Source organism: Thalassospira sp., assembly GCF_048059015.1.
Classification (GTDB): domain Bacteria; phylum Pseudomonadota; class Alphaproteobacteria; order Rhodospirillales; family Thalassospiraceae; genus Thalassospira.
This window is the reverse complement of sequence record NZ_JBLLNT010000005.1, coordinates 61,209-86,511: the sequence shown is the minus strand read 5'-3', so window position 1 is coordinate 86,511 and position 25,303 is coordinate 61,209. Positions and strand designations below refer to the sequence as shown.

The following is a 25,303-nucleotide window of genomic DNA, read 5'->3' as shown; positions in this document are numbered from 1 at the left end:
CGAAAACAAGCCGTTTCATCGCCATGAGGGAAAGGGGATGAAACGGACAGGGGGAGCGATACCGCCGATGCTAACCTATCTGGCAAGACGGCTTTTTGTGATGGTACCGACGCTGTTTTTGATCAGCGTGCTGGTATTCGTGATCATTCAGCTCCCACCTGGTGACTTTCTGTCGACCTATCTGAACGAACTGCAGTCGCAGGGCGAGGCGGTTGACCCCGCAAAGATCGAATTCCTTAAAAAGCAATATGGTCTAGATCAGCCGATCTATGTCCAGTATGGCGAATGGGCCTGGGGCCTGTTGCATGGCGATCTGGGATTTTCGTTCGAATATAATCTGCCGGTCAGTGATGTGGTTGGGGATCGGCTTTGGTTGTCGCTGGTGCTGAATTTCAGCACCGTGATCTTCATCTATATCGTCAGCTTCCCGATCGGTATCTATTCCGCCACCCGTCAATATAGCTGGGGCGATTATGGTTTCACGCTCTTGGGTTTCCTTGGCCTTGCGATGCCAAACTTCCTGTTTGCGCTGATCCTGCTTTATTACGCCAATGTGGTGTTTGGCACCTCGATTGGCGGGTTGATGGACCCTGAATTCATTAATCAGGGTTGGTCCTTTGCCAAGGTGATGTCGGTTGTCGAACATCTTTGGGCGCCAGTCCTTGTCATCGGGACGTCTGGGACCGCATCCATGATCCGGCGCCTTCGTGCTAATCTTCTCGATGAGCTTAGCAAGCAATATGTCGTGACGGCCCACGCCAAGGGCCTGTCGCCGGGCAAGGTGTTGTTCAAGTATCCGCTGCGCATGGCGCTGAACCCGTTCATTGCCGATATTGGCAATATCTTGCCACAGGTGGTGTCGGGCTCTGTTCTGGTGTCTGTCGTGATGTCCTTGCCTACAACCGGGCCGATGTTGCTTGCAGCTCTGCAAAGTCAGGACATGTATCTTGCTGGATCATTCCTGATGTTCCTGGCCCTTTTGACCGTGGTCGGGATGTTTGTCTCGGACGTGCTGTTGGCCTGGCTTGATCCCCGAATTCGCTTGCAAGGGGGGATCGGCAAATGAGCATCAGTGATGACAAGCGCAACGAACATTTTGTCGATACCGCACCCTTCAATCCGTGGGACCGTGAAGAACTGACGCCAGAGCAGGAAAAATACTATCTGGCATCGCAATGGCAACTGATGTGGTGGCGCCTGAAACGCCATCGCTTGGCCTATTTCTCGCTGATCATTCTGGCGATCATGTATGCGTCGGTCTTTATCGTCGAGTTTATCGCGCCCTACGCGCAGGAAACGCGTAATTCCGAATACATCCATCATCCGCCGCAAAGCATCCATTTGTTCCATGACGGATCCTTTGTCGGGCCATTTACCTATGGCACCGATTTCTCCGTCGATATGGAAACCTTGAAGCCGACCTACACGATCAATCCCGATCGGGTGGAGCCCGTGCGTTTCTTCTGCTCGGGCGATGAATACGCCTTCTGGGGCATGGTCGATATGGATTTCCATTTCGTCTGCCCGTCTGAAAGCGGTACCATGTTCCTGTTTGGCACCGACAGGCTTGGGCGTGACATGTTCTCGCGCATTATCTACGGCGCGCGTGTGTCGCTTACGATCGGCCTTGTCGGGATTTCGGTCAGCTTCCTTTTGGGTATTCTGATTGGTGGTGCGGCTGGCTATTATGGCGGCTGGGTCAATTCAACCGCGCAGCGCGCGATCGAAGTCATTCGATCCTTGCCGGAAATCCCGCTTTGGATGGCGTTATCAGCAGCCTTGCCGGTGACCTGGAGCCCCATTCTGATCTATTTCGGGATTACGATCATCCTTGGTCTGATCGACTGGACTGGACTTGCCCGTGCGGTAAGGTCAAAGCTCCTGGCGCTGCGTGAAGAGGACTATGCTTTGGCTGCCCGCCTGATGGGGGCAAAACCAAAACGCATCATTGGTCGTCACCTTCTGCCAAACTTCGCAAGTCACCTGATCGCATCCGTAACACTTTCAATCCCCAACATGATCCTTGGCGAAACAGCGCTGAGTTTCCTTGGGCTGGGCCTACGTGCCCCGGTCACCAGTTGGGGTGTGCTACTCAACGAGGCGCAGAACATCAACGCAGTTGCGGTTTATCCGTGGCTCATGCTGCCTGTGATCCCGGTCGTGATCGTCGTGCTGGCGTTTAACTTCCTCGGTGACGGCCTGCGCGATGCGGCGGACCCCTATAAAAACTGATCTGTTTGACCGACATAAAGAAAAAGGGCAGCCCAATCAGGCTGCCCTTTTTTGTGTTGGCTTGTTGAGGCTACTTCTTGCGCAGCCAGAGGCTGGTTTCATGTGCGCCGTCGGGTAGGTGGATGCCATCTGCGATCGATGCCTTGACCAGATCGGACAGGCGCGTGGTCGCATAGGCACTTGACCACAGGATTTCAAATCCGCCGCCTGCGAGAAGTGCTGCAACACCTTGTTGTTCATTGTATCCGCGCCACTGCCAGATTTCCGGATAATCATCGGGCAGGGTGATGTCGTGGATGTGAATGATCGTGCCGCTGGGCAGCATCGGGATTACCGATGAAAATAAAAGATCGACGTCGGTTCCCGGCATCAGGATGTGGCTTAAATCAATCGATAGAATATCCGCACCCGTTAACGTGCCAAAGATCGCCGGATCGGCCTTCTGCACGATGGTGCGTTCAATCGTGATCGGCAGTTTGGCGATATCGGCACGTGGTGCCGGATCAATCGCATGAAACGCACAATCGAGATCGCCATCCTTGATCGCCCGGTAATAAAAGCGCGTTGAATGGCCCGATCCGATTTCAATGATGCGGCTGGGGCGGAATTCACGCGTCAGGATATAGGCCATCATGCCGTCAAGACGCGGAAACCAGCTTTGCTGCCAGCGCGGATCAGGTGGTGTCGCGTTGCCAAAACTGGCAAAGGCATCGTGATAATTGGCAGCCTTCGTCAGCCACGCCTTCATGGTCGGTGCAGCATGTTCCATCATCGCCTCAACCGCGGGGTAGGTCGGACGACCGACTGTTTTCGCGGTTTCACTGGCATAGCGATAAGGGATGAAATAGCCCGCAGGTGAACTGCCAAACAAGGTTTTCAGACCGAATTTCCAACGGCGCATTCTACGTGAGAACGGCAAGGAGGTCATAATGGAAGTCCCTTTGATTTGGCGTTTAAGATTTGGATGAATGCGTTTGCATCGTCGCGTTAATCACAGAAAGTCTGATCTTCACCGCGCCAGCTTCGCATGAGCCAGAAGGCAAATACCAGCGCAATCCCCGAAAGAACAGCCATAACGTAATAGGCCTGTGATCCAAATTGCTCGTAAAGCGGGCCCGATGCCCAAATACTGCTGCCAAGGAAGATACCCATCGACAATGTTGCCATCAGGCTCTGTGCCGATGTTGCCAATTGCGGCGGGATGGCACGCGCGATGAAGCTGACAGCTGCAAGATGGGTAATGCCAAAGGTCATGGCATGTAATGGCTGAACAAGAATGATCATCCAAAGATTGTCGCTACTGCCCAGAACGATCCAGCGGACAATGCCGGCAAAGGCCCCAAGGGCAAACAAAATGCCCGGATGACGCCCGCGAACGAAACGCCCGGCAACGGCAAACAATGCGATTTCGGCGATCACCCCGATTGACCAGAAAATCCCGATCATCTCATGGGAAAAGCCAACAGATTCCCAATGTACTGAGGCAAAGCTGTAATAGGTGCCGTGCGCACCTTGGGCAAAGCCAATGCAGGCCAGATAGATCAGAAAGACTGGCTTGCGCAGCAAATAGATCAGCGATGATCCGGATCGCAGCGGACGGTCAGTTTGCGGATCTGGCATACGGGTCGTGATGGCAAAATTCACAATCCCGGCAATGAACAGCATCCAGACGATCCATGCGGTCGATGTCCCATCAAGAACCCAGCCTGCGCCATAGGATGCAAGAATAAAGGCAATCGATCCCCAGAGCCGCACCCGGCCATAATCAAGTTCGCGCGCCTTGCATTCATGCACCGTAATCGTCGTGCCAAGCGGCAGAAGTGGCGAGAATGTAAAACCGATCACGACCGAAAGTGCCGCAAGCCACCAGAAGTTGCTTGAAACCGGAAAGGCCAGAATGGAAAGCGCGTAAATCCCGGCCAACCAGATCATCGGTGTTTTGCGGTTGCCAGTGCGATCAGCTCGCTGGGCAATCAAGGGGTCGGCAAAGACACGCACCCAGTTTGGCAGGGATAACAAAATGCCGATTTCAGCCGCACTTAACCCTTGGGATTTAAGCCAGACCGGCCAATAGGGCAGAAACACGCCTTGGATCAAAAATAAACCGCAGAAAAACAGCGCAAGTACCGTTGCCGTCTTCATGCGTTCCGGGTCTTTGATCGGTGAAGGTGCGGTCGTGGGGCTACTGCTACTCATACCGTGATCTGCCGCCGTTTAAGGCCACGAATAATGAACCGGGCGGGATGCAGGGCATGCATCAGGGGCTTTTCCAATGGCAGGGGCAAGGCGCAAATCTCACTGGCAAGAATTTCGGCGGCAAGTGGGGCACCAATCAATCCACGCGCCCCAAAGCCTGTACAGATATACACGTCTTTGTGGTACTGCGCATTGATATATCGCGCGTTTTTCTTGCCTTTGTCGATATCGCCATAGGATGCCAGATACAGATCAAAATCCGGTGCCGGGCCAATCAATGGCAAGTGATCAGCTGTTGTGGTGCGTAGCGATGCGCGGCCTTCAAGTTGTTCCGGTGACAGTTTGGCAGCGATTTCAGGAAGTACCTTTGCCAACTGACCGATATTGAAATCATGATCGGCATCGCGCAGGTCAGTTTGATCATCATCACGGCCAAAAGTTGCACCAAACACATGTTGCCCATCGCGTGCGGGCGTGACGTAACCTTTATGGCTAAGCACACATTTGATCGACGCGTTGTTATGGGCCTGATGAACAACGTCTTCTCCGAAATAACTGATCTGCCCTCGAACCGGATTAAGATGAACACCAAGCCAATTGGTTTGTGCAAGCTTTGCCGTTTCACGCGCACCGGCAATGATGACGGCATCAAATGGGCCAAATGCCTGTCCGGTACTGCTCATCAGTATCTCGCCGTCTGAAGTATCCTCAATCGCCGTGATATCGGTCGAAAGTTCCTGATCAATCCCGTCGCACAGTGCACGGACAAATGACGGCGGATTGACCCAGCCGGCAGAAGGGTAAAACACCCCACCAAATGGCAACGGCAGGCCAAAGCAGTCAGATGCTTCGTCACAGTTCATCGCGCGGACAAGATCGGGCTTGTCACCCAATCGCGCGATCAGGCCATCCAGGCGTTCCTGTTTGCGTGCGCTGGTACCAAGATCAAGCACACCGCAAAAGGCTGCCTCAACCCGCCCGGTATCAGAAAGGCGTTTGATCATACGATGGCTGTATCGATAGCCAGCCTCATAAAACCGGCCTGTGATCGCATCATCGACCGTCAAATAGGGCTCAAGCATCCCAATCGGGTTACCCGATGCGGCACTGGCAAGCTGATCAGATTTTTCAAAAATCGTGACAGCACAGCCGCGTGCTTTAAGTGCTGCAGCACAGGCAGCACCGGCCATCCCGCCACCAATCACGGCAACGGATTTTACATTGCGCGGCGTTGGCAGGTTGAACCATGGGTCATCAGAGATTTGATAGCCTGCGGTTTCCGGGGCATTTTCCGATGCGGGCAGGGCGGCCGTAATCATGTCACGCTTATAGCCATACCCCTTGCGCTTGCTGATTTCAAACCCGGCACCTTCAAGGCCATCGCGGGCGATGCGCGCGGCGGTGAAGGTTGCAAGCGTTGCACCATCGCGGTTTGATGCTGCCGCCAATGCACGAAACAGGGCTGGATCCCACATATCGGGATTACGCGATGGGGCAAAACCATCAAGGAACCAGCAATCAATCGCGCCGCCGTAATTGGCCCAACTCTCAATCGCATCGCCAATCAGGATCGTCAGGCTAATTGTGCCATTGGCAAGATCAAACCGATGAACACCCGGGAGCATGGTTTCATGCGGCCAGATTTCGGCAAGCTGGCTTGAGAATTCCAAAAGTTCCGGCCAGCTTTTATGCGCGCGGATCATGTCATCGCGCGATAGCGGGTATTTTTCGACCGATACAAAATGCAGGCGCTTGGATCTATTTGGATCATTTGCCCAGCATTGCCAGGCCGCAAGAAAGTTGAGCCCGGTACCAAGCCCGGTTTCACCGATCGTGAAGTTTTCTTTGGTTTGCCAAGCACTTGGAAGGTTGTTGCCCTCAAGAAACACATAGCGTGTTTCAGCCAGGCCATCCTTTGGATTGTAATAGATATCGCCAAAATGCGGAGAGAAGGGAACATCACCATCTTGCCAAGTTATCTCCCCGGCAGGTCTTGGGTCATCGCCTTCTGGCAAGCTGGCACTATCACCGGCCGTCATGCAGACAGGACCTCTTCATCCTGTTCGGGAACCAGGGCCAGTGCTTCGCGCACAACCTCGGTGCCAGCACCTTTGCGATGGGCGTTTTCACTCAGATAACGCCGCCATTGTTTAGCACCACGCATCTGCTGGAACAGGCCCAGCATGTGACGCGTCACATGGCCAATGGTGCCGTGTTCTTCCTTCAGATGTTCTTCGATATAGGGCAGCATAGCCTCAACCACCTGATGGCGGCTAAGCGGCTTGGCATCATCGCCATAGAATCTGCGATCAACATCAGCCAGAACATAGGGGTTCTGATAGGCTTCGCGCCCGATCATGACCCCATCGACATGCTCAAGATGGGCTTCAGTTTCATCAAGCGTCTTGATCCCGCCATTGATCAGGATTTCCAGTTCCGGAAATTCCTCTTTCAGCTGATAGACCAGCTCGTATTTAAGGGGCGGAACTTCGCGATTTTCTTTGGGTGATAGGCCTTTGAGCCAAGCCTTTCGTGCATGAACGATAAAGGTTTTGCAACCCGCATTGGCAACCGTTTCGGTAAAGCGTTTAAGCGACGGGTAATCTTCCTGATCATCAATGCCGATGCGGTTTTTAACCGTGACCGGTGCGTCACTGGCCGCGATCATCGATTTTACGCAATCGGCGACTACGTCTGGTGTGCCCATCAGACATGCGCCAAATGCGCCGTTCTGAACGCGATCAGACGGGCAGCCGCAATTCAGATTGATCTCGTCATAGGCATAGCCATTGGCAATTTCGCATGCGCGCGCCAGATCATCCGGGTCACTCCCGCCTAGCTGCAAGGCAATGGGATGTTCGGCGTCGTTATAGCGAAGATGCCGGTCAACACCGCCATGGATGATCGCACCCGTTGTGACCATTTCGGTATAGAGCAACGTATGACGACTGATCTGCCGCAGAAAATAGCGATCATGTCGGTCCGTCCAATCCATCATCGGAGCGACGGAAATACGTCGATTAACAGTCATGTGCCTACCGTTTGTCATCAAACTGGGTGAATGGGGTTGCCGTTGATAATGCGTGGTCTTTATAAATGCTAGCGGATTTGGGGTCAAAACCGTTTGCGCGATGCATGGCAGCATCCCGCCGATTAGAAAATACAGGAATTGATATGGTTACGATTTACGGCATCAAGAACTGCGACACTGTCCGGAAATCCCTTAAATGGTTTGACGCCAAGGGTTTGGAAAACAAACTTCATGATTTCCGCGTCGATGGCATTGATGCCAAAACCATTGCGGGCTGGCTTGATGAAGTCGGCGGTGCGGTCTTGATCAATAAACGCGGGCCTTCCTACCGCGATCTTTCGGATGCGGACAAGGCGACCCTTGATCAGGGTGGTGCAGCGGCAGCCGAAATTCTTGCAGCCAACCCGACCGTGATCAAACGTCCGGTCGTTGATTTTGGTGCGACCCGCACGGTTGCCTATGACGAAGCGCGCTGGACCGAACTGGCTGGCCTTTAAGGAATATTTGCATGTCAAAGCCTGTGGTGCGTGGTGTCATCTTTGATTGTGATGGCGTTTTGGTCGATACCGAAACGCTTGCCTGTCGTGTCCTGACCGAGCAGCTCTGCGAATATGGCTGCGACATGAATATGGACAAGACCCATGATCTGTTCATTGGCGGAACCCTTGCGATGGTGCCGCCAAAGATGGAAGAGCTGTTTGGCATCACATTGCCTGAAGACTGGCTTTCGGAATGCTATGAACGGACCTTTGTCGCTTTCCGCAATGATCTTGAGCCGTTCCCGGACTTGGCGCCAATCCTTGATCTGTTGGATGAAAACAACATCCCGATGTCGGTGGGCAGTAACGGCCCGCATGACAAGATGGATGTGTCGCTTGGCAAGGTCGGGATCAAGCATCGCTTTGAAGGCCGTATTTGTTCGGCCCATGACGTGCCAAACGCCAAACCGCATCCGGATGTCTATCTGTTGGCCGCAGAAAAGATGGGTGTCGATATTGCCGATTGCATCGTTGTCGATGACAGCCAGAACGGTGTCAGGGCAGGGGTGGCATCGGGTGCAACCACCATTGGCCTTGTTGATATCACACCGGCCAGTTACTTGCTGGACGCTGGCGCGCATCACATTGCACAGAACCACAAGGAACTGTTTGCCCTGTTGGCCGACTGGATTTCGCGAGATTGACGCTGGTCGCAGTGCTTCAAATGAAAACGGGCAACCTAGAATGAGGGCTGCCCGTTTTTTGTTGAACTTGATTGGCGTTATTGGCCGATCACAATGCCCTCACGACGGCTATCGGCACCGCCGATCAAACCATCATCGGTAATCATGATCGCGTGAATGCCGGAATTAAGGTCACGGATGCTGGTTTCAAAACCCATCGCCTTCAGGGCAGGCTCAAGGGCCTCTGCATCGGTGCCGGCTTCTATGTCAAACGAGCCAAACCGGTTGACCAGATGGGGCATGTCGATTGCTGCTTGCGGCAGCATATCCCAATCCATCATGGCGATCAGTGATTGCGCAACATAACCAATGATACGCGACCCACCGGGTGAACCTGTCACGATTACAGGCTTGCCATCTTCAAGCACAATGGTTGGTGCCATGGATGACCGCGGACGTTTGCCCGGTGCCAGGGCATTGGCAATCGCTACACCATCGGAATGGGTGCGGAAGGAAAAGTCCGTCAGCTCGTTATTGAGCATGAAGCCATTGACCATCAGCCGTGAGCCAAATCCGTTTTCAATTGTTGTCGTCATGGAAACGGCATTGCCATAGACATCAACAATCGAGAAATGGCTGGTGCTTGGAAGTTCAATCGCTTCGTCATCTGCCAGATGCATGGCGTGGCTAAAGCTTGGTGCGCCCGGTCCAACCGTTTCAAGCGCCGTTTCACGATCAAGCAATTTGGACCGTTCTGCCAGATAAGTTTGATCAAGCAAGCCGGTCAAAGGCATCGGGACAAAGTCGATATCGGCCATGTAGCGTCCACGATCAGCAAAGGCCAAACGTGATGCATCGCCAATCAAGCGCCAGCTTTCTGCTGATTGTGGCCCCAGTTTTGCAATGTCATAGGGGGCTATAAGTCCAAGGATCTGCCCAACTGTCAGCGCACCCGATGATGGTGGCCCCATGCCACAAACATCACGTTCGCGGTATTCAATGCAAACCGCCGGGCGTTGCTTGACTTGATAATTGGCGAAGTCGGCAAGTGACAAGACACCCGGGTTCCATTCTGCCCCTTTGACCTTATCAACAATGTCTTGTGCGATTTGCCCCTGATAGAAGTTGTCCGTGCCGTTTGCCGCCAGGTCCTGCAAGGTTGCGGCGTATTTCGGGTTGCGAAGGATCGTGCCAACACTCAGGGGGGTGCCTTGACTGTCAAAAAAGTATCCCTTCGCCTCTGGATCGCGTGACAGCTTTTCCTGATCATTGGAAATCAGCTCAGCCAAGCGCGGTGATACGACAAAACCGTTGTTTGCGACCTCAATTGCCGGGTTAAACAAACGGCTCCAGGGCATTTGGCCCCATTTTTCATGGGCGGCCTTCATTAGCGCTGGCGTGCCGGGCGTGCCAACCGATCTACCGCCCACGACGGCGTCATAGAATTTAAGCGGTTTGCCATTTTCATCGTGAAACAGGGTGGGCGTCGCATTCAGTGGTGCTGTTTCGCGCCCATCAAGTGTTGTCAGTTTCCCGGACTTGGCATCGAAATAAACCAGAAAGGCACCACCACCAAGGCCAGAAGATTGCGGTTCAACAAGACCAAGCATGGTCTGGATCGTAACCATCGCATCGATTGCATTGCCACCGGCGCGCAGGATGTCCGCGCCAGCCTGAACCGCAAGCGGATTGGCAGCACTAATCATCCAGTCCTTGGCGCGTACAGATGGCCGGGATTGCGTGTTTGTCGTTGTTGTACTTGCCTCGGGTGCTATGGCGTCGGTTGTTTGTTGGGCAATTGCTGTGGGAGCAAAGCTTGCGGTGAGGGCAGCGGTAATGACGGTGGCAATCACCCGTTTACTAGCGGGGAAGGATGCTTTGAAAGATACAGGAGCGTTAAGGGGCATGTTCCAGACCTTTTGATTGTTTTGTTTGATTTGCTCGTTTCGATTTCGCGTGGCGCGCAAAAACGAACACCCGCATCGTGGCAGATGCGGGTGCAGATGTGCAGCAAAAATCTATTCGAGGTTGCTTTGGGCTAATGCCTTGGTCGTCTAGGCCGCACTTTTGTTGCCCTTGTTGCGTTCTTGGGTCACCAGTTTGACCTGAAGCCATTCAACAATGGTTTCGCCGACCTTTTCCCAATTCTGATCCAGCATCATCGCATGATGGATATTATCGATCAGTGCATAGTCCGCCCCGTAGCGCTTGGCAGTATGGTGGGTGAGCTCGCTTTGGATGATTTCGTCATCACGTGCGCCAATCACCAGCATGGTTGGTGCTTCTTCCTTGGTCAGGAAAATCGGGTTGGCTCCCATCATGTCCATCAATGCGCGCTGGCTTTCAGTTTCCAGTCGCCCGAAATAGATCATGCCTTCGTCTTCTGCGATGTCAGGCGACAGCATGGCGCGGCCAAGGCGCTCACGCAGGAAAGTATGTGGGCCAATTGCCTGCAGGCACGCCATCTGGAAAAACAAATCTGGCTGGGCAAAGGCCATCATCGCATTGCTGGCAAGCAAACCTTCAGGCGGGACCGATGCCATCAGGACAGCAGCTTCAGCGCTGTGGCGTTCAAGATACTTCTGAATGACATAGCCACCCATCGAATGGCCAATCAGGATAGGCTTCTGGCCAAGGGTTTCGACTACCTCTTCAAGGTCTTCGACATAGTCATCGATGGAGGCAAGGTTACGAAGTTGTCGGCAGCCGCTGCCGCCATGACCACGCAGCGAGAAGGAGACAGTCTCAAACCCCTGATCGGCAAACCAGGCGAGGAAATGTTCGTTCCAGCACCACGCACCGGTGAAGGCACCGTGGACAAACACTATCGGGTGTTTGCTTTTGGGTTTGCCCGTCGGGCTGCGACGGAAAATTTCCAATTCTGAACTCATGGCCGGTCTCCTCGCAAACGGGATGGACGCAAAATGAAGTCTTGGTTGAAAACCCGAATTGCATGTTCGCACATGCAGCATATTCTTGTCTATCGTGATTCAGTTGATCCGCGCGCCCCGGCAACGATTGTCAGTCCTGATATGTTTGCATATGATTGGCGCGGGACAATGGAGAGACAACAGACACATCGCCATAAGGCGGGGTCTTAATAAAAACAACAAAGCACAAAAAAGAACGGATACATGGTCAAATTATCTGTCATTGGTATCTTTGGGGAGCTCGACGAAGACGCACTTGCAGATGTCGAGCGTCACATAAATCGAAAAACATTCTCTGCCGGGGCGCAAATTATTGAGCCCGAAGCAGACAGCTCTGACGTGTACCTGATCCTGCGTGGACGGGTACGTGTGGTAAATTATTCTCTTTCCGGAGGTGAAATCACGCTTGAGGAAATCGGAGCAGGTGGCTGTGTCGGTCAGCTTTCAGCGATTGATGGCGAACCAAGATCAGCCTGCGTTTTTGCTGTTGATGACACAGACGTCGGCATTTTGAGCCCGGCGAATTTTGAAAAGGTCGTCCGAAGCCATCCGTCTGTTGCCTGGAAAGTGATTTCCGAGCTTGCCCGGATCGTGCGCGCCTCCACGCGCCGCATTCTTGATGTCAGTACTCTTGGCGCGAACGAGCGCGTGGTGGCCGAGATTTTGCGCCGTGCCCGTGATGTTTCCAATGACGAGGGATCGGCAATCCTGTCACCGGTGCCTGTGCATTCCGAAGTCGCCGGTCGTGTCAGTACCTCGCGCGAGACGGTTGCACGCGTGATGGGGACGCTGGGTCGCAAGGGGCTGGTTGCCAAGGTGGATAACGGCCTTCATGTGCCAGATGTCCGCCGACTTGAAGAATTTCTAAGTGAGTCAATTCACTAGAAGACGCATCGCGACAGAAAAATCACTTTTTTGGCGATATTTTCTAAACCGTGTGATGGCTGTCACAGAATTTGGGGAAGCCAAAGGTAATACTAATCATGTGACGGGCATTTCGATGGTCCGGCACATCTCCCCCAAGAGAGTTTACTGGCCGTACATTTGATTGTACGGCCATTTTTTTTGCGTTTTCGCATGGCCGAAGCAGCTCTGCCTGATTAATCTGTCGCGACATAACAGTTTATCAGGCAACGGGAAAATCACACATGCGGCTATCTGTGGTAATGGCGGGCCTTAACGGGGCAATGGCAGTCGGTCTGGGGGCGTTTGCAGCCCATGGCATGGCTGGTAGTGACATGGACTATGCGCGCGGTCTTCTGGAGAAGGGCGCGCATTACCAACTGGTACATGCAGTCGCCCTGGCTGCGATCGCAGCCCTTGTTCATCATGTCCCTGATGAAAAGTTCCTGCGGCTAAGTGCCTATGCCATGCTGGCAGGCATTCTGTTTTTCTGTGGATCGCTTTACGTCATCGCCTTTACCGGCATGTCCGTATTTGGTGCGGTTGCCCCGATTGGTGGCTTTGCCTTTATCGGTGGCTGGCTGCTTTTGGCCGCGGCGTGCTATCGACGGTTTGGCTGAGACAGGATGGCGTGTAGGGCACGGGAAGCTGTGCCTGCTTGGGCTTAAAACAAAAAAAGACGTGACCCGAAGGACACGTCTTTTTTTTAATTCTATGCAATCAAGTTCCGAGGAACAAGATTACTTCATTTTCGCTTCTTTGAACACGACGTGCTTACGCACGACCGGGTCGTACTTGCGAAACTGGAATTTCTCGGTGGTATTCCGCGGGTTCTTCTTCACAACGTAGAAGTAACCGGTATCTGCGGTGCTTACCAACTTTACGAGGATCGAAGCGGGCTTCGCCATGTCTCTGCATCCTGTGTTCAGGTGTATCTCAGGCGGCGGAACATAAAGGTTATCGGCAGAGTGTCAAGCCATTTTGGCAAAAAAGAATGCATTTTTAATGGGCGGCAAAAGTATCGGCGATTTCCTGCTGCCCGACGAAGGCGAGATTCTTGTATTCCGGGCGGTTTTTCAACAATTCCAGTGCAACTTCGACGTCAAAACGATCGGCATTTGTATTGGCCGGACATACATTGCGAAGTTCCCGACGGCTTTTTTCATCCTGATAATCAAGATTGCGCCATTTCACCATCACAGCCGCAATCTGTTCGCGCTGTGACAGGGCGGTACTAACCTGATGGATGGCGTTTCGATCATCGCTTTGCGTGCAAATCGCCGGAAATAATCCGATTCTGTCAAATGTGTAGCCCGACGGTGCGGTCATGCGTGACCAGGTAAATGTCAGTGTGCCCTGATTGGGCAGGTCATTGATCGCCTGCACTGAGCCCTTGCCAAAGCTTGTAGAACCCACCAGAACGGCCCTGTGACGATCTTGAAGGGCAGCAGCCACAAGTTCCGCTGATGAGGCTGTACGCCCGTCTATCAGAACAACAAGCGGTGCGCCGTCACTCAGGTCATTGGTTTCAGCGGTAAAGATATGGCGCGCAGCCGTTACGCGTGAAAACGTGTTGCCAATCGGACCGTTGGGCAAAAACAGATCCGCGACAGCAACACCTTGTTGCAAAAGGCCGCCACGGTTGCCGCGAAGGTCAAGGATCACGCCTTGCAATCCGCCGTCATAAAGTTGCGCCTTCAAGATACTGTCGGCCAATGCGGTTGCGGTTGCGGAATTAAAGCTGGTTATGCGCGCAATCAGGACATTGTCGCGGAGTTCAGTAAATACCGTGCGGTCGATCACGCGTTCGCGCATGATTTCCATCGGTGTGATGTCAACTGTGCCAGCTGAGTTCACCTCGATCCGAACGCTTGTACCTTCTTCACCATGCAAAAGCTCGGCGGCAACGCCACTTGCCTTGCCATACATGTCCAGACCATTCACCGAAACGATCTGATCGCCGGGATGAAGGCCCGCGGTATCGGCCGGGCTTTCAGGATGGACCAGTTTGACAACCGGATATCCTGTGCCGCCAACCAGACGCACGCCAATCCCGATATAGCCATCCCGACGATTGCGTGCGGTCTCGGCCTGTTTCGGGCCTTCATAGCGGCTGTAGCGATCAAGATTGCGGATTGCGCCACTTACAAGGGCGGATTGGACATCCGCTGTTGGTGTGGTGCGCAGAAGTGACGAATAGGCGCGATAAGACCCCAGGCCACGCAAAGTGATCTCAGACCAGATCTGTGCACCTTCGGGCGTGCTGGCGTCATAAGCGCTTTGCGGCAATGAGATCGTCTGAATGGTACGGTCATCATATTGTAGCACCAGATCATCTGGTGTGATGCCAACCCGGATGTTGTCATCAATTTCTGCCAGACCATCAAGGGTGTTGACCAAAATCTGCTCGCGGCTGATCGGATCGATATAGCGCGTGGCAACAAGTTCGATGGTCTGGGTAATCAGATCACGGGTTTGCGGATCGTCCGGGGATGAAATGCCAGCCTGTTGCGAGGTCGAACAAGCCGCCTGAACAACACACAAGCCAATAACGGCTCCGATGCGTCGGCAATGGCGCAGGCCGTTGGCAAGTTCAAGGCGTTCCAGTCTAGCTAGGCCAAATGCGACCAATTCAACAATCCGATAAGTTTTAGGAAAGAGTTCCAGGAACCGATGTCCTGACCCTTATGGCGTCATTCTAAGGGATAATCAGCTCACAAGCCAATGACTATCCTTTGATGCGCATGGCCCATTGCGTGCCAAGTACCGCGCCCTTGATAAAGGGCAGAAAGGCAAGACACAGCAAGACCGTCGTCGGAAGCCAAACAGACAGCTGAAGCGTCATGGACGGGCTCATGGTCTGTTCCATCGCAAGTGCGCCGGGAACAACGATATGACCGACCAAGAAGATGGTGAAATAGGGCGGGGCATCGTCACAGCGATATTCGCCAATCGGGTGGCTGCAGACATCACATTCCGAGCGAAGCTTCAGATACCCGCCAAAGGCAAAGCCATGACCGCAATTGGGGCATTTGCGGCGAAAGCCACGGCGAATACCGGTCATAAAGCGGCTGGTGTTGCTTTTTGGGGCGTCATTTTCGGTGTGGGGATAGGTGTCGTGGGGCGCAGTCATCGGGTAGCTTACTCCTGTTTCGTCTCATGCCACACTTGATCCGGAGGGCAAAAAGGGGCATTGAAACGGTATCACATCATCATGATGTTCAATAGCGCAGGCAAGAAAAATCGACCCGCTCTAATCACCTCAGGGGCGAATTTGATGCTGTTGGGCAAGATTGAATACCTGCCAAAGGAGACCCCAATGGGAAATGCGGACGATATCGTAGCCAGTCTGAAACAGGATTTCATTGAGGATACCGTAGAGCGCATTGATCGTATTGAAACAACGATCGATCGTATTGCTGGCGGCATGGATCAGGCGGGGCCCGGCATTGCCGAATTGCGCCGCGAAGCGCACACCGTCAAGGGCCTTGCCGGTTCGTTCGGTTTTCCGCTGGTCGGGGCAATTGCGCACCGCATGGAAGATTATATCGCCGATCTCAAGGAAATTGATGATCTCGAAGCCGCATCGCTGGTCGACTTCACAAGCTGGATTCGCGAAATCATCGAAAGCGGCACCAACCCGCCGGCCGACGAAGAAACCCGTATCCTCCGGTCGCTACCGACGCGCAGCGTGAAGGCCGATGAAGCAGATGGCAAAACGACCACCACAACCGCCCATGACAAAGAAGTTCTTCTGGTCACCGCAACGGCTGTTCAGGCCCATTTCCTTCAGCGCGAGCTGCGTGAGAAGGGCTTCCGCACCATCACGGCCCGCACCGCGGTCGAGGCATTTGAAACCGTCGTGCAATCTCATCCCGATGCGGTCATTACGGCGGCGGTTCTGGACGGTCTAAGCGGTATTGAGCTGATCCGCGCACTGGCCGCAATGAAGACTTTGTCGGACAAGAAACTTGGTCTTCTGACGAGCTTTGATGCGTCACATCCTGACCTTGAAGGGCTTCCGGCCAATGTCGCGATCATCAATAATCGCGGCAAGCAAACCGCAGAACATCTGGCAAAGTTCATCGAAACCATGCTCTGAAAACCTGCTGCGAACTCGCTGATAGTCAACGAAAAAGGGCGGCTGATCGGCCGCCCTTGATGTTTGGAAAGTGCAATTATTCCGGCTTGTTGTCGCGCTTGGCTGTAGATCGCGCTGCGCGGTTAGATGCCACAAGTTTGCGCTGCTTTTTCGGGGTGGTTTTCTTTTTCGCACCTTTGCCTTTGGATTTGGTGGCAGATGTGCCACCCGGTCCACTGGCATCACGCGGGCCCGAACGGAAGCCAGGCTTGGTGCCGTGACGATGGCTGCGATCACCGGGGCTTCCACGGCGTTTATTGCTGCCACGACGGCCACGCGGACGTTCAACAAGATCACGTGCCGTGATATCGGCATGTTCTGCCAGTCGAAGTGCAAGCGAACCGGTGGCTGCATCCGCATCGGCAATACGTACAACAACCGTATCGCCCAGCTGGAACTTCTTGCCACGGTTCTGCCCGACCAAAGCATGGCTTGCCGCATCATGGATGTAATAGTCATCGGGCAGGGTAGAGATCGGTACAAGCCCGTCCGCACCCGTTTCATTGAGCGAGATGAACAGACCAAAATGCGTCACCCCGGAAATCTTGCCCGGGAATTCTGCACCGACCTTGTCAGACATATAGGCCGCGACATAACGGTCAACCGCATCACGTTCTGCCATCGCAGCACGGCGTTCGGTGCCGGAAATGTCTTCGCCGATCTGCTCAAACCGTTCGCCATCCTCTGGCGGTAATCCGCCTTCACCCAGTTTCAAACCGGCAATCAGCGCGCGATGGACCAAAAGGTCGGCATAACGACGGATAGGCGAGGTGAAGTGCGCATATTTTTTCAACGCCAGACCAAAGTGGCCAATATTGTCCGGGCTATACATCGCCTGTGACTGGCTGCGCAGTACGACGGTGTTGATCAGCTCGGCCTCTGGTGTGTCTTTGGCCATCTCAAGGATGCGGTTAAAGTCTCGTGGACGCAGAACCGATGCCTTATTGAGTTGATAGCCAGCACCTTCAAGAAACTCGCGCAGTGCTTCAAGCTTCTCTTCGCTCGGTGCATCGTGGATACGATACATGCAAGGCTGCTTGATGCGTTCAAGTTCCTCGGCCGCGCAAACGTTGGCCGCGATCATGAATTCTTCGATCAGCTTGTGGCTGTCAAAGCGTGCGCGTGGTGCGATGGCAACGATCTGTCCCTGATCATTCAGCTCGATCTTGCGTTCGGGCACATCAAGTTCAAGAACACCACGGTTTTTGCGCGCTTCAAGGAATGCGTGAAACGCACCATAAAGCGGTTTGATGATGGTATCGACGAGCGGGCCAGTTGTGTCGTCGGGCTGCCCATCCATTGCGCGCTGAACCTGATCATAGGTCAGGCGTGCTGCGGATTTCATCATCCCACGGCAGAATTTATGGCGCAGTTTGTGGCCATGTTTATCCAGCCACATCTCAACGGCCATACAGCCGCGATCTTCGTGCGGAACCAGCGAACACCAACCGTTTGAAAGTTCAAACGGCAACATCGGCACGACGCGATCGGGGAAATAGCAGCTGTTGCCGCGCTTTACCGCTTCCCGGTCAAGCGCATCACCCGGGCGCACATACCAGGACACATCGGCAATCGCGACCATAATGTGCCAGCCGCCTTCGTTGGCGGGATCGGTATCGGCCTCGGCCCAAACCGCATCGTCAAAGTCGCGCGCATCCGCGCCATCGATCGTAACCAATGGAATGTCACGAAGATCGGTGCGTTTGCCCAGCGGGGTAGCCTTCGATTTACGGGCCTGAAGTTCGACCTCTGGCGGGAATTCAAATGGAATACCGCGGGCATGGATCGAAACAAGGCTGATGGATTTCGGTTCGTTGATATTACCAAGAACCTCGGTAATCCGGCCTTTGCGCAGGCCAAAATGCTTGCCCGGCAGAATTTCGGTCAAGACCAGTGCGCCCGCTTCCAGATCAGGATGATCATCAAGCGGGACTGCAATCTCGCCGCTATCCTTGCGATCTGTGGGCACAACGCGGCCTTCGCGTTCATTGGGGCGATAAAGTCCCAAAACGCGCTGAGGGCCGCTTCCAAGCACCCGCATGATGCTTGCTTCGTAGGTCTGTTTGCCGGTGTAGCGCAGCTTGGCAAGGATCTTGTCACCAATGCCCGGCGCACTTGGTCCACCACGGCGGATCGACTTCACCACGATCAGTGGTGGCTCATAGTCGTTCTTCCAGACATTCGGTTTGGCCAGAACTTCGCCGTCATCGTCAATGCCGGTGATTTCCAGAACCTCAACCGGGGGCAGGCGATCGGGTTTGTCAAACCGCCGGCGTCCCTTGACGACATCGCCGCCGATTTTCAGGTCTTTCAGGATCTTTTTAAGCTCGATCTTCGCAGCACCCTTGATGTTAAAGGCGCGCGCAATCTCGCGCTTGCCCACCGGGGTGGGGCTCATATCGATGAATTCGATAATCTCTTCCTTGGTCGGGAAGTGCTTTTTGTCTTCTGTATCGTTCGCCAACTTTGCGGCGTCCTTTCAATTCTTTTCCGACGAAAAAGGAAGGCGGCGATTAATTCGCCGCCGCCTTTTTCGTGGTTGTCTTTTTCGCTGCGGTTTTCTTTGCAGCTGGTTTCTTTTTGGCAGGCGCTTTCTTGGTCGCCGTTTTCTTTGTCGTGGCTTTGGATGTTTTGCCCGACTTGGCTTCCTTGTCCTTGATCGCCTTGATCGCCATTTCCAGCGTGATGTCATCGCGTTCGACATCGCGGATATTGGCGATTGTTTTCTTATGCTTCACAAACGGTCCCCAACGACCAACCGCTACAAAGATCGGTTCATTGTCATCTGGATGTTTGCCAATTTCCTTGCCCGATTTTTCGCGCTTGTCAGCAATCAGGGTAATTGCACGGTTTTCGCCAATGGTCAGGACGTCATCATCAGCCTTGAGCGACGCAAAGATGCTACCTGCCTGAACATAGGGGCCAAAACGCCCGACATTGGCTTTCATTTCTTCGCCGGTTTCCGGGAAAATCCCGACCAGACGCGGCAAGGTCAGAAGTTCTTCGGCCTTTGACAGGTCAACCACCGACGGCTCCAAACCCTTGGGCAGGGAGGTGCGCTTTGGTTTGACCTTTTTGGGTTTGCCGTTCTTGCCTTCGACTTCTTCCTCTTCGCCAAGCTGGACGTAAACGCCATATGGGCCCTTGCGAAGGGTGATTTCCTTGCCGGTTTCCTTATCAATGCCCAAGACTTTCGGTCCGGCATCAAGTTCGGAATCGCTGCCATTTTCATTAGCAACCAGCGGACGGGTAAAGTTGCATTCCGGATAGTTCGAACATCCAAGGAACGCACCAAATTTACCCAGCTTGAGGCTCAGCGTGCCATCTGAGCATTTCGGGCATTTATGCGGGTCTGCTCCGTCCTCGCGGGTCGGGAACAGATAATTCTCCAGCATCACCTGAAGCGCATCAAGAACGTCCGTGATCTTCAGTTCCTTGGCTTCGTCGACATTGCCCTTGAACGACTTCCAGAATTCATTCAGCACATCTTTCCAGGCAAGATTGCCCATCGAGACTTCATCAAGCTGGTTTTCCAGATCTGCCGTGAAGTTGTACTGAACATATCGTTCAAAGAATTTCGACAGGAACGCCGTAACAAGACGGCCACGGTCCTGTGCGACAAAGCGGCGGCGTTCAAGCAGAACGTAATTGCGATCCTGCAGAACCGAAATGATCGATGCATAGGTCGATGGTCGGCCAATGCCGAGCTCTTCCATTTTCTTGACCAGGCTTGCCTCGGTGTAGCGGGGCGGGGGCTGGGTGAAGTGCTGATCAATGCTGACTTTGCCAAGATCAGGTTTCTGACCTTCTTTGAGTGGCGGTAAGCGACGATCATTCTCGTCCTCGGCCTCATCATCCTTGCCTTCCTGATAAAGCTTCAGGAAGCCGTCAAATTTCACGACCGAACCGTTTGCGCGCAAAACCACGTGATTGTCATTGGATGACAGATCAACAGCAACCTGATCAAAGCGGGCATCTTCCATCTGACAGGCAACGGTACGCTTCCAGATCAGTGTGTAAAGTGCCAGCTGGTCCTTATCAAGGTGACGGGCAACCTGATCCGGGCGACGGAACAAATCGGTCGGACGGACTGCTTCGTGGGCTTCTTGTGCGTTCTTTGCCTTGTTGGCAAAGCTGCGCGCGCTTGGCGGAAGGTATGCCTCGCCATAATCCTTGGAAATCAGGCGGCGTGCAGCAGCCAGGGCTTCCTGGGACAGAACCACGGCATCAGTACGCATATAGGTGATCAGACCGACCGTCTCGCCACCGATATCGACACCTTCATACAGGCGCTGGGCAAGCTGCATGGTGCGTTTGGCACCAAAGCCAAGCTTACGCGATGCTTCCTGCTGCAGGGTTGAGGTGGTGAAAGGCGGCTGCGGACGACGTTTGACGTCTTTGCGCTCAACCTTTGAAACAGTGTAGTTGCGGCTCTCAACCTTGTCCTTGGCGATCTTGGCTGCACTTTCATCACCAAGTGAAAGCTTATCAAGCTTCTCGCCATTAAGGTGGGTCAGACGCGCCGAAAATTTGCCTTCGGGAACGGTAAAGCCAGCTTCAAGCGACCAATATTCGTCTGGCTTGAAGGCTTCAATCTCGATCTCGCGCTCGCAAATCAGGCGAAGTGCAACCGACTGCACACGACCGGCAGAACGCGAACCCGGAAGCTTGCGCCACAGAACCGGTGACAGATTAAAGCCCACCAGATAATCAAGTGCGCGGCGCGCCAGATAGGCATCGACCAGTTCCTGATTAAGCTCGCGCGGATTGGCAATCGCGTCTGTAACGGCTTTCTTGGTGATTTCGTGGAACACAACGCGGTGCACATCGCGCCCGCGGAGCAGCTTTTTCTGCTCAAGAACCTCAAGAATATGCCACGAAATAGCTTCCCCTTCGCGATCCGGGTCAGTCGCGAGGTAAATGGTGTCGGAGTCACGTGCAGCAGACGCAATTTCCTTGATCTGTTTGTCAGAACGACCGTCCGTTTCCCAAACCATCGCAAAATCATTGTCGGTATCAACCGAACCATCCTTGGATGGCAGATCGCGGATATGACCAAAAGAGGCCAGGACCTTATAGTCGTCACCTAGATATTTGTTGATCGTCTTGGCTTTGGCCGGGGATTTGACGATGACAAGGTTCATTACGTTTTTCGTGTCCGGTTCTTGTGCCCGAAGGCGATAATTATGTTGTGCTTCAGATGACCTGAATGCGTGACACACATATATATAGTGTGTCGTCATTTCAGATCAGATTGCGCAAATTGCAGCAAATCACAACAATATTTGTCGCATCTTTTTTCGACGCGACTCTCATTTGGCGATACGCGATACCCTATTTCCGGGGTGACGTTCAACCCTTCCTGCAAGTTCAAGTTCAATCAAAATTGTCGAAACCTGCTTTGCAGGCAAGTCCGACGTACGGATGAGTTCGTCAATCAGAAGGGGGCTTGATGACAATAATTCAAACAGCTTTTCACTGGTTTGATCACCATCATGCGTAATGTTGTAGTCGATGGATTGTGTTGTGATATCAATGTTTTGTGATGGTTTCTTGGTGGTGTTGTTCTGCGCATCACGTTCAAGCGATACAAAGATATCATCGAATGTGGCGGGATGGGGGTTGGGGGCCGGAATACGTCCCTCTGTGTTGAATTGATGAAAACCTTCAAAAAGCTGTGTGTTTTTTTCTGCCAATCGCAAAGTGTCCAAAATCACATCAGCAGAGTTCGCACAAGATCGCGCCGTCACGGATCAAACTATTTGGTCCGGCAGATCGCGGATCGGTCGGTGATCCCGGAACTGCGAAAACATCGCGTCCCTGATCGGCGGCAAATCGCGCGGTGATCAGGGATCCTGAATTGCGTCCGGCCTCGATCACAACTGTCCCATGCGACAGGCCCGATATGATGCGGTTGCGTCTTGGAAAATGGCGTGCTTGTGGTTTCAGGCCCGGTGGCATTTCAGAAATCACGCACCCCTGGTCACAAAGTTGTTCATACAATTCCTGATGCTCGCGCGGATAAACAACATCAACCCCGCCACCCATAACCGCAACCGTGCCGCCAAGCTCGGCTTTTGTTCCTTGAAGGGCCGCACTATGGGCCGCGCCATCAATGCCGCGCGCCATGCCCGATGCGACGACATAGCCATTCGCGACCATCTCATGGGCGATTTTGCGGGCAAAACCGCATCCGTTGGCCGACGCATTGCGTGCCCCGACAATGCCAATCGCGGTTTTTGATAAAAGCTCGGTTCTGCCAATTGCATAGAAATAGGGTGGGGCATCCTCGATCCGCGCAAGCATGGGCGGATATTCCGGATCCCCCAATATGATCGGGCGGGCATTGCATTGTTTGGCAGTTTCGATTTCAGCGACCGTCTCGTCACGTTCAGCGAGCACGATCTTCCGGCTGCCTTTGGTCTGGGCGATGATATCAGGCAGCGCATCAATCGCATTTCTAGCCGATCCAAACCGTTCGAGCATCTTGCGAAAGGTGATCGGGCCAATATTGCTGCTGCGCGCAAGCCGCATGCGGGCAAGGCGTTCTGATTGAGAGTGTCTCATTCGACCTTAATTATAATGTGAAAGAATGGAAAGTGTGCCGCTAGGTTGTGTAATCGTCAAGAAGATCAATTATTCGTGATAGGCATCACATCAAGTAACACGATCAATCAGATAAGTTTCGGTTGCCTTCCAGAAACCACCAATCGGCACCTGTCATCAAGTGTTTACGTTTGTAATCATTTGTATTGACAGCTCTCAAAGGGTGTATAATCATAGCGTGTGTTTAATTAAAAGTAGAGCTAAGAAGAAGTGGCTCTGCCATTGAATGTAGATCAGGGAGCTTCGTCGTGTCTGGAAAGTCTGTTCCATTCAGTGTCCGGTTGGCTGCAGAGGATGCAGAATTTATCGCATCACTCTCTATTCCCGGTGCTGTGACCCCGAGTGACAAGATACGACTGATCATCTCGGAAGCAAGGTTGCGCAAAGATATTGGGCAAGAATTCAGTGAGGTGCTCAAAGCTATTCAGGAGGACCTCCGTCCGTCGTTGGATAACCTGAGGGCATATGAGCGCGAGCGAGAAATCGAGTCTGAGCTACTTCACTACTTCGCTGAATGGTTGTGTGAAGCCCAGGCAGAGTTTGTCTCAGGGCCAAAAGATGGGTCTGACTTGATCAAATTCGAAGCACGAATTGCACAGCGAATTGCAAAGCTAACGGAATATGCCCTCCGGCTTGCAATTACAGCGGATGCGCCGTGCTTCGCTCCTGATCTCATGACCAACCTGACCCGACGGATCGTCGAGTTATCGCGCTTGGTAGAAGCGCACAACAGTAAGGAGAACAGTGGTGTCTGAAGGTTTGTCTAGCCGTGTTGGCCGTATCATCAGTGGTGGCCTGAATGCAATTCTTGATGCTGTTGAAGATGCAGCACCTGATGCAGTGATGGAACAATCAATTCGTGAAATTGATGACGCCATTGAGGAAGTGCGTTCGGAACTTGGACGTGTGATTGCTACCAAGCATTTGGCGAACAAGAAGCTCTCTGACAAGAACTCTGAACATGAGGATCTTGCCGAGAAAATCGAGATCGCTCTTTCCGAAGGACGAGAAGATCTTGCTGAGTTTGCTGTCTCTCATCAGCTTGATATCGAGGCGCAAATTCCGGTTCTTGAACAGAGTATTGCCGAGGCAGCTGAAAAAGAGCGAGAACTAGAGGGCTATGTTGCAGCTTTGCAGGCGCGAAAACGTGAGATGAAAGAGGAGTTAAAGCGTTTCCGAGATGCAAGATCTGCAGCAAAGATTGATGCAAGTGCGGATGCTGCCAATCCGTCTATCGGTCATGGTGTCTCGCAGGCGACCCGCGCTTTCGAGCGTGTAATGGAACGCCAGGGCGGTATCTCAACTGGTAGCATGACCGAGCCGAAGACAGCAGCGCAACTGCAGGAGCTTGAAAAGCTGGCGCGTCAAAACCGTGTCAACGAGCGTTTGGCGGCAATCAAATCACGCATGAATAAATAAGTGGTTCAGTAATGTTCCTGTCCTTTGCGAATGACGCGTCAAATTTTCCTTTCTCGGTTGCGCTGGTGGTTGTCGCAATCCTGGCGGCAATTGAGGGCGTCGGTTTAATGATTGGCGCCGGGATATTTGGTTTTCTCGATGGATTGTTGCCTGATGTTGATCTGGGTGTTGATGCACCCGATCTAACGTCGCCGTCGTTGAGCGGTCAGTTCCTAACTTGGCTTCGAATTGGCCAAGTGCCAGCGATTTTTACCTTGATTGTCTTCCTTGTGGCCTTTGGCTTGATCGGATTGTTCTTACAAGGAATTGTCGGCTCAATTCTCGGCGCGCCTTTGCCAGCGCTTCTTGCGACAGTTCCGGCACTAGTTTTGGCTATTCCAGTTGTCAGGACTGGTAATGCGGTCTTGGCAAAGACCATTCCTAAGGATGAGACCTCTGCTGTATCACGTGACAGCTTCATTGGTAAGCTGGCGATCATCACCGGTGGCACAGCAAAAGCGGGGTATCCTGCGCAAGGCAAGATTAAAGATCAGCACGATCAAACGCACTACATTCCGGTCCAACCTGATATCGAAACAGATGTGTTTGCTCAGGGCGAGATTGTCTTGCTCGTTCGTAGGAAGAAATCTGTCTATTTCGCCATCCGACCTGAATCGGAAGGTCTGACCAGTTAAATTTTCTCT

At 53.2% G+C, this 25,303-nt stretch carries 23 protein-coding genes; 10 read left to right on the top strand and 13 right to left on the bottom strand.

Translation table 11 applies throughout. From position 1 onward, the window contains the following. Positions 1-67: 67 nt before the first annotated feature. Positions 68-1,066 (top strand): ABC transporter permease, encoded by a 999-nt coding sequence (locus ACMZ66_RS08540; RefSeq protein ID WP_416936361.1) that lies wholly within the window; start codon positions 68-70, stop codon positions 1,064-1,066. Then, positions 1,063-2,232 (top strand): ABC transporter permease, encoded by a 1,170-nt coding sequence (locus ACMZ66_RS08535; protein WP_416936359.1) that lies wholly within the window; start codon positions 1,063-1,065, stop codon positions 2,230-2,232. Before ACMZ66_RS08540 ends, ACMZ66_RS08535 begins: the two co-directional genes overlap by 4 nt. A gap of 70 nt (positions 2,233-2,302) precedes the next feature. On the opposite strand, the gene ACMZ66_RS08530 is transcribed toward ACMZ66_RS08535, so the two are convergent. The 4 genes from ACMZ66_RS08530 to dusA are packed head-to-tail and all read right to left on the bottom strand — an operon-like array spanning position 2,303 to position 7,459. Then, positions 2,303-3,160: a class I SAM-dependent methyltransferase gene (locus tag ACMZ66_RS08530; protein WP_416936357.1), complete on the bottom strand. Its 858-nt coding sequence runs from the start codon at positions 3,158-3,160 to the stop codon at positions 2,303-2,305. 59 nt (positions 3,161-3,219) lie between these two features. Beyond that, positions 3,220-4,428, bottom strand: coding sequence for a 3-phenylpropionate MFS transporter (locus tag ACMZ66_RS08525; RefSeq protein ID WP_416936355.1), 1,209 nt, complete (start codon positions 4,426-4,428; stop codon positions 3,220-3,222). Next, entirely contained in the window at positions 4,425-6,467 is a 2,043-nt protein-coding gene (gene mnmC, locus ACMZ66_RS08520) for a bifunctional tRNA (5-methylaminomethyl-2-thiouridine)(34)-methyltransferase MnmD/FAD-dependent 5-carboxymethylaminomethyl-2-thiouridine(34) oxidoreductase MnmC (RefSeq protein WP_416936353.1), read from the bottom strand. The genes ACMZ66_RS08525 and mnmC overlap by 4 nt, the downstream gene beginning before the upstream one ends. Next, positions 6,464-7,459 (bottom strand): tRNA dihydrouridine(20/20a) synthase DusA, encoded by a 996-nt coding sequence (gene dusA / locus ACMZ66_RS08515; RefSeq protein ID WP_416936351.1) that lies wholly within the window; start codon positions 7,457-7,459, stop codon positions 6,464-6,466. Before dusA ends, mnmC begins: the two co-directional genes overlap by 4 nt. A gap of 143 nt (positions 7,460-7,602) precedes the next feature. Between dusA and ACMZ66_RS08510 the strand changes: the two genes are divergently transcribed. Continuing rightward, positions 7,603-7,956 (top strand): ArsC/Spx/MgsR family protein, encoded by a 354-nt coding sequence (locus tag ACMZ66_RS08510; RefSeq protein ID WP_416936349.1) that lies wholly within the window; start codon positions 7,603-7,605, stop codon positions 7,954-7,956. A gap of 11 nt (positions 7,957-7,967) precedes the next feature. Further along, the gene (locus ACMZ66_RS08505) at positions 7,968-8,642 is read left to right on the top strand and encodes an HAD family hydrolase (protein WP_416936347.1); all 675 of its coding nucleotides are present in this window, start codon (positions 7,968-7,970) and stop codon (positions 8,640-8,642) included. Between the two features lie 77 nt (positions 8,643-8,719). On the opposite strand, the gene ggt is transcribed toward ACMZ66_RS08505, so the two are convergent. Then, positions 8,720-10,528, bottom strand: coding sequence for a gamma-glutamyltransferase (ggt, locus tag ACMZ66_RS08500; RefSeq protein WP_416936345.1), 1,809 nt, complete (start codon positions 10,526-10,528; stop codon positions 8,720-8,722). A 147-nt stretch (positions 10,529-10,675) separates the two neighbouring features. After that, complete coding sequence (locus tag ACMZ66_RS08495; protein WP_416936343.1) at positions 10,676-11,512, bottom strand: alpha/beta hydrolase; 837 nt, start codon at positions 11,510-11,512, stop codon at positions 10,676-10,678. Between the two features lie 243 nt (positions 11,513-11,755). On the opposite strand from ACMZ66_RS08495, the gene ACMZ66_RS08490 reads away from it, so the two are divergent. Both ACMZ66_RS08490 and ACMZ66_RS08485 read left to right on the top strand, forming a co-directional pair. Then, positions 11,756-12,436: a Crp/Fnr family transcriptional regulator gene (locus ACMZ66_RS08490; RefSeq protein WP_416936341.1), complete on the top strand. Its 681-nt coding sequence runs from the start codon at positions 11,756-11,758 to the stop codon at positions 12,434-12,436. Between the two features lie 263 nt (positions 12,437-12,699). Then, complete coding sequence (locus ACMZ66_RS08485) at positions 12,700-13,074, top strand: DUF423 domain-containing protein (protein ID WP_416936339.1); 375 nt, start codon at positions 12,700-12,702, stop codon at positions 13,072-13,074. 120 nt (positions 13,075-13,194) lie between these two features. On the opposite strand, the gene rpmG is transcribed toward ACMZ66_RS08485, so the two are convergent. The 3 genes from rpmG to ACMZ66_RS08470 all read right to left on the bottom strand — a co-directional run bounded on the left by rpmG (position 13,195) and on the right by ACMZ66_RS08470 (position 15,587). Then, positions 13,195-13,362: a 50S ribosomal protein L33 gene (gene rpmG / locus ACMZ66_RS08480; RefSeq protein WP_008890790.1), complete on the bottom strand. Its 168-nt coding sequence runs from the start codon at positions 13,360-13,362 to the stop codon at positions 13,195-13,197. Positions 13,363-13,456: 94 nt separating this feature from the next. Beyond that, positions 13,457-15,085 (bottom strand): S41 family peptidase, encoded by a 1,629-nt coding sequence (locus ACMZ66_RS08475; RefSeq protein ID WP_416936337.1) that lies wholly within the window; start codon positions 15,083-15,085, stop codon positions 13,457-13,459. Between the two features lie 97 nt (positions 15,086-15,182). Then, the gene (locus tag ACMZ66_RS08470) at positions 15,183-15,587 is read right to left on the bottom strand and encodes a DUF983 domain-containing protein (RefSeq protein ID WP_416936335.1); all 405 of its coding nucleotides are present in this window, start codon (positions 15,585-15,587) and stop codon (positions 15,183-15,185) included. Between the two features lie 186 nt (positions 15,588-15,773). Here ACMZ66_RS08470 and ACMZ66_RS08465 point away from each other — a divergent pair, with 186 nt between their 5' ends. Beyond that, complete coding sequence (locus tag ACMZ66_RS08465) at positions 15,774-16,556, top strand: Hpt domain-containing protein (protein ID WP_416936333.1); 783 nt, start codon at positions 15,774-15,776, stop codon at positions 16,554-16,556. A 76-nt stretch (positions 16,557-16,632) separates the two neighbouring features. Here ACMZ66_RS08465 and rnr read toward each other — a convergent pair whose 3' ends face one another. The 4 genes from rnr to dprA form a co-directional block, all read right to left on the bottom strand. After that, complete coding sequence (gene rnr, locus ACMZ66_RS08460) at positions 16,633-19,059, bottom strand: ribonuclease R (protein ID WP_416936331.1); 2,427 nt, start codon at positions 19,057-19,059, stop codon at positions 16,633-16,635. Between the two features lie 49 nt (positions 19,060-19,108). Continuing rightward, entirely contained in the window at positions 19,109-21,739 is a 2,631-nt protein-coding gene (gene topA, locus ACMZ66_RS08455) for a type I DNA topoisomerase (RefSeq protein ID WP_416936329.1), read from the bottom strand. Between the two features lie 168 nt (positions 21,740-21,907). Continuing rightward, positions 21,908-22,291, bottom strand: coding sequence for a hypothetical protein (locus tag ACMZ66_RS08450; protein WP_416936327.1), 384 nt, complete (start codon positions 22,289-22,291; stop codon positions 21,908-21,910). A 22-nt stretch (positions 22,292-22,313) separates the two neighbouring features. Then, complete coding sequence (gene dprA, locus ACMZ66_RS08445; protein WP_416936325.1) at positions 22,314-23,162, bottom strand: DNA-processing protein DprA; 849 nt, start codon at positions 23,160-23,162, stop codon at positions 22,314-22,316. 287 nt (positions 23,163-23,449) lie between these two features. Here dprA and ACMZ66_RS08440 point away from each other — a divergent pair, with 287 nt between their 5' ends. Genes ACMZ66_RS08440 through ACMZ66_RS08430 form a run of 3 tightly spaced genes read left to right on the top strand, consistent with a single transcriptional unit; the run spans position 23,450 to position 25,294 of the window. Beyond that, positions 23,450-23,956 carry a hypothetical protein gene (locus ACMZ66_RS08440; protein WP_416936323.1) on the top strand — a complete coding sequence of 169 codons (507 nt, stop codon included), beginning with the start codon at positions 23,450-23,452 and terminating at the stop codon, positions 23,954-23,956. Then, positions 23,949-24,620 carry a PspA/IM30 family protein gene (locus ACMZ66_RS08435; RefSeq protein ID WP_416936321.1) on the top strand — a complete coding sequence of 224 codons (672 nt, stop codon included), beginning with the start codon at positions 23,949-23,951 and terminating at the stop codon, positions 24,618-24,620. Before ACMZ66_RS08440 ends, ACMZ66_RS08435 begins: the two co-directional genes overlap by 8 nt. Positions 24,621-24,631: 11 nt before the next feature. After that, positions 24,632-25,294 (top strand): YqiJ family protein, encoded by a 663-nt coding sequence (locus tag ACMZ66_RS08430; RefSeq protein WP_416936319.1) that lies wholly within the window; start codon positions 24,632-24,634, stop codon positions 25,292-25,294. Positions 25,295-25,303 lie beyond the last annotated feature (9 nt).

Coding starts and splice junctions, on each gene's coding strand:
- topA (WP_416936329.1), bottom strand. CDS start 21,739: ATGAACCTTGTCATCGTCAAATCCCCGGCCAAAGCCAAGACGATCAAC.
- ACMZ66_RS08525 (WP_416936355.1), bottom strand. CDS start 4,428: ATGAGTAGCAGTAGCCCCACGACCGCACCTTCACCGATCAAAGACCCG.
- mnmC (WP_416936353.1), bottom strand. CDS start 6,467: ATGACGGCCGGTGATAGTGCCAGCTTGCCAGAAGGCGATGACCCAAGA.
- ACMZ66_RS08530 (WP_416936357.1), bottom strand. CDS start 3,160: ATGACCTCCTTGCCGTTCTCACGTAGAATGCGCCGTTGGAAATTCGGT.
- dusA (WP_416936351.1), bottom strand. CDS start 7,459: ATGACTGTTAATCGACGTATTTCCGTCGCTCCGATGATGGATTGGACG.
- ACMZ66_RS08485 (WP_416936339.1), top strand. CDS start 12,700: ATGCGGCTATCTGTGGTAATGGCGGGCCTTAACGGGGCAATGGCAGTC.
- ACMZ66_RS08540 (WP_416936361.1), top strand. CDS start 68: ATGCTAACCTATCTGGCAAGACGGCTTTTTGTGATGGTACCGACGCTG.
- ggt (WP_416936345.1), bottom strand. CDS start 10,528: ATGCCCCTTAACGCTCCTGTATCTTTCAAAGCATCCTTCCCCGCTAGT.
- rpmG (WP_008890790.1), bottom strand. CDS start 13,362: ATGGCGAAGCCCGCTTCGATCCTCGTAAAGTTGGTAAGCACCGCAGAT.
- dprA (WP_416936325.1), bottom strand. CDS start 23,162: ATGAGACACTCTCAATCAGAACGCCTTGCCCGCATGCGGCTTGCGCGC.
- ACMZ66_RS08495 (WP_416936343.1), bottom strand. CDS start 11,512: ATGAGTTCAGAATTGGAAATTTTCCGTCGCAGCCCGACGGGCAAACCC.
- ACMZ66_RS08510 (WP_416936349.1), top strand. CDS start 7,603: ATGGTTACGATTTACGGCATCAAGAACTGCGACACTGTCCGGAAATCC.
- ACMZ66_RS08430 (WP_416936319.1), top strand. CDS start 24,632: ATGTTCCTGTCCTTTGCGAATGACGCGTCAAATTTTCCTTTCTCGGTT.
- ACMZ66_RS08490 (WP_416936341.1), top strand. CDS start 11,756: ATGGTCAAATTATCTGTCATTGGTATCTTTGGGGAGCTCGACGAAGAC.
- ACMZ66_RS08465 (WP_416936333.1), top strand. CDS start 15,774: ATGGGAAATGCGGACGATATCGTAGCCAGTCTGAAACAGGATTTCATT.
- ACMZ66_RS08535 (WP_416936359.1), top strand. CDS start 1,063: ATGAGCATCAGTGATGACAAGCGCAACGAACATTTTGTCGATACCGCA.
- ACMZ66_RS08470 (WP_416936335.1), bottom strand. CDS start 15,587: ATGACTGCGCCCCACGACACCTATCCCCACACCGAAAATGACGCCCCA.
- ACMZ66_RS08505 (WP_416936347.1), top strand. CDS start 7,968: ATGTCAAAGCCTGTGGTGCGTGGTGTCATCTTTGATTGTGATGGCGTT.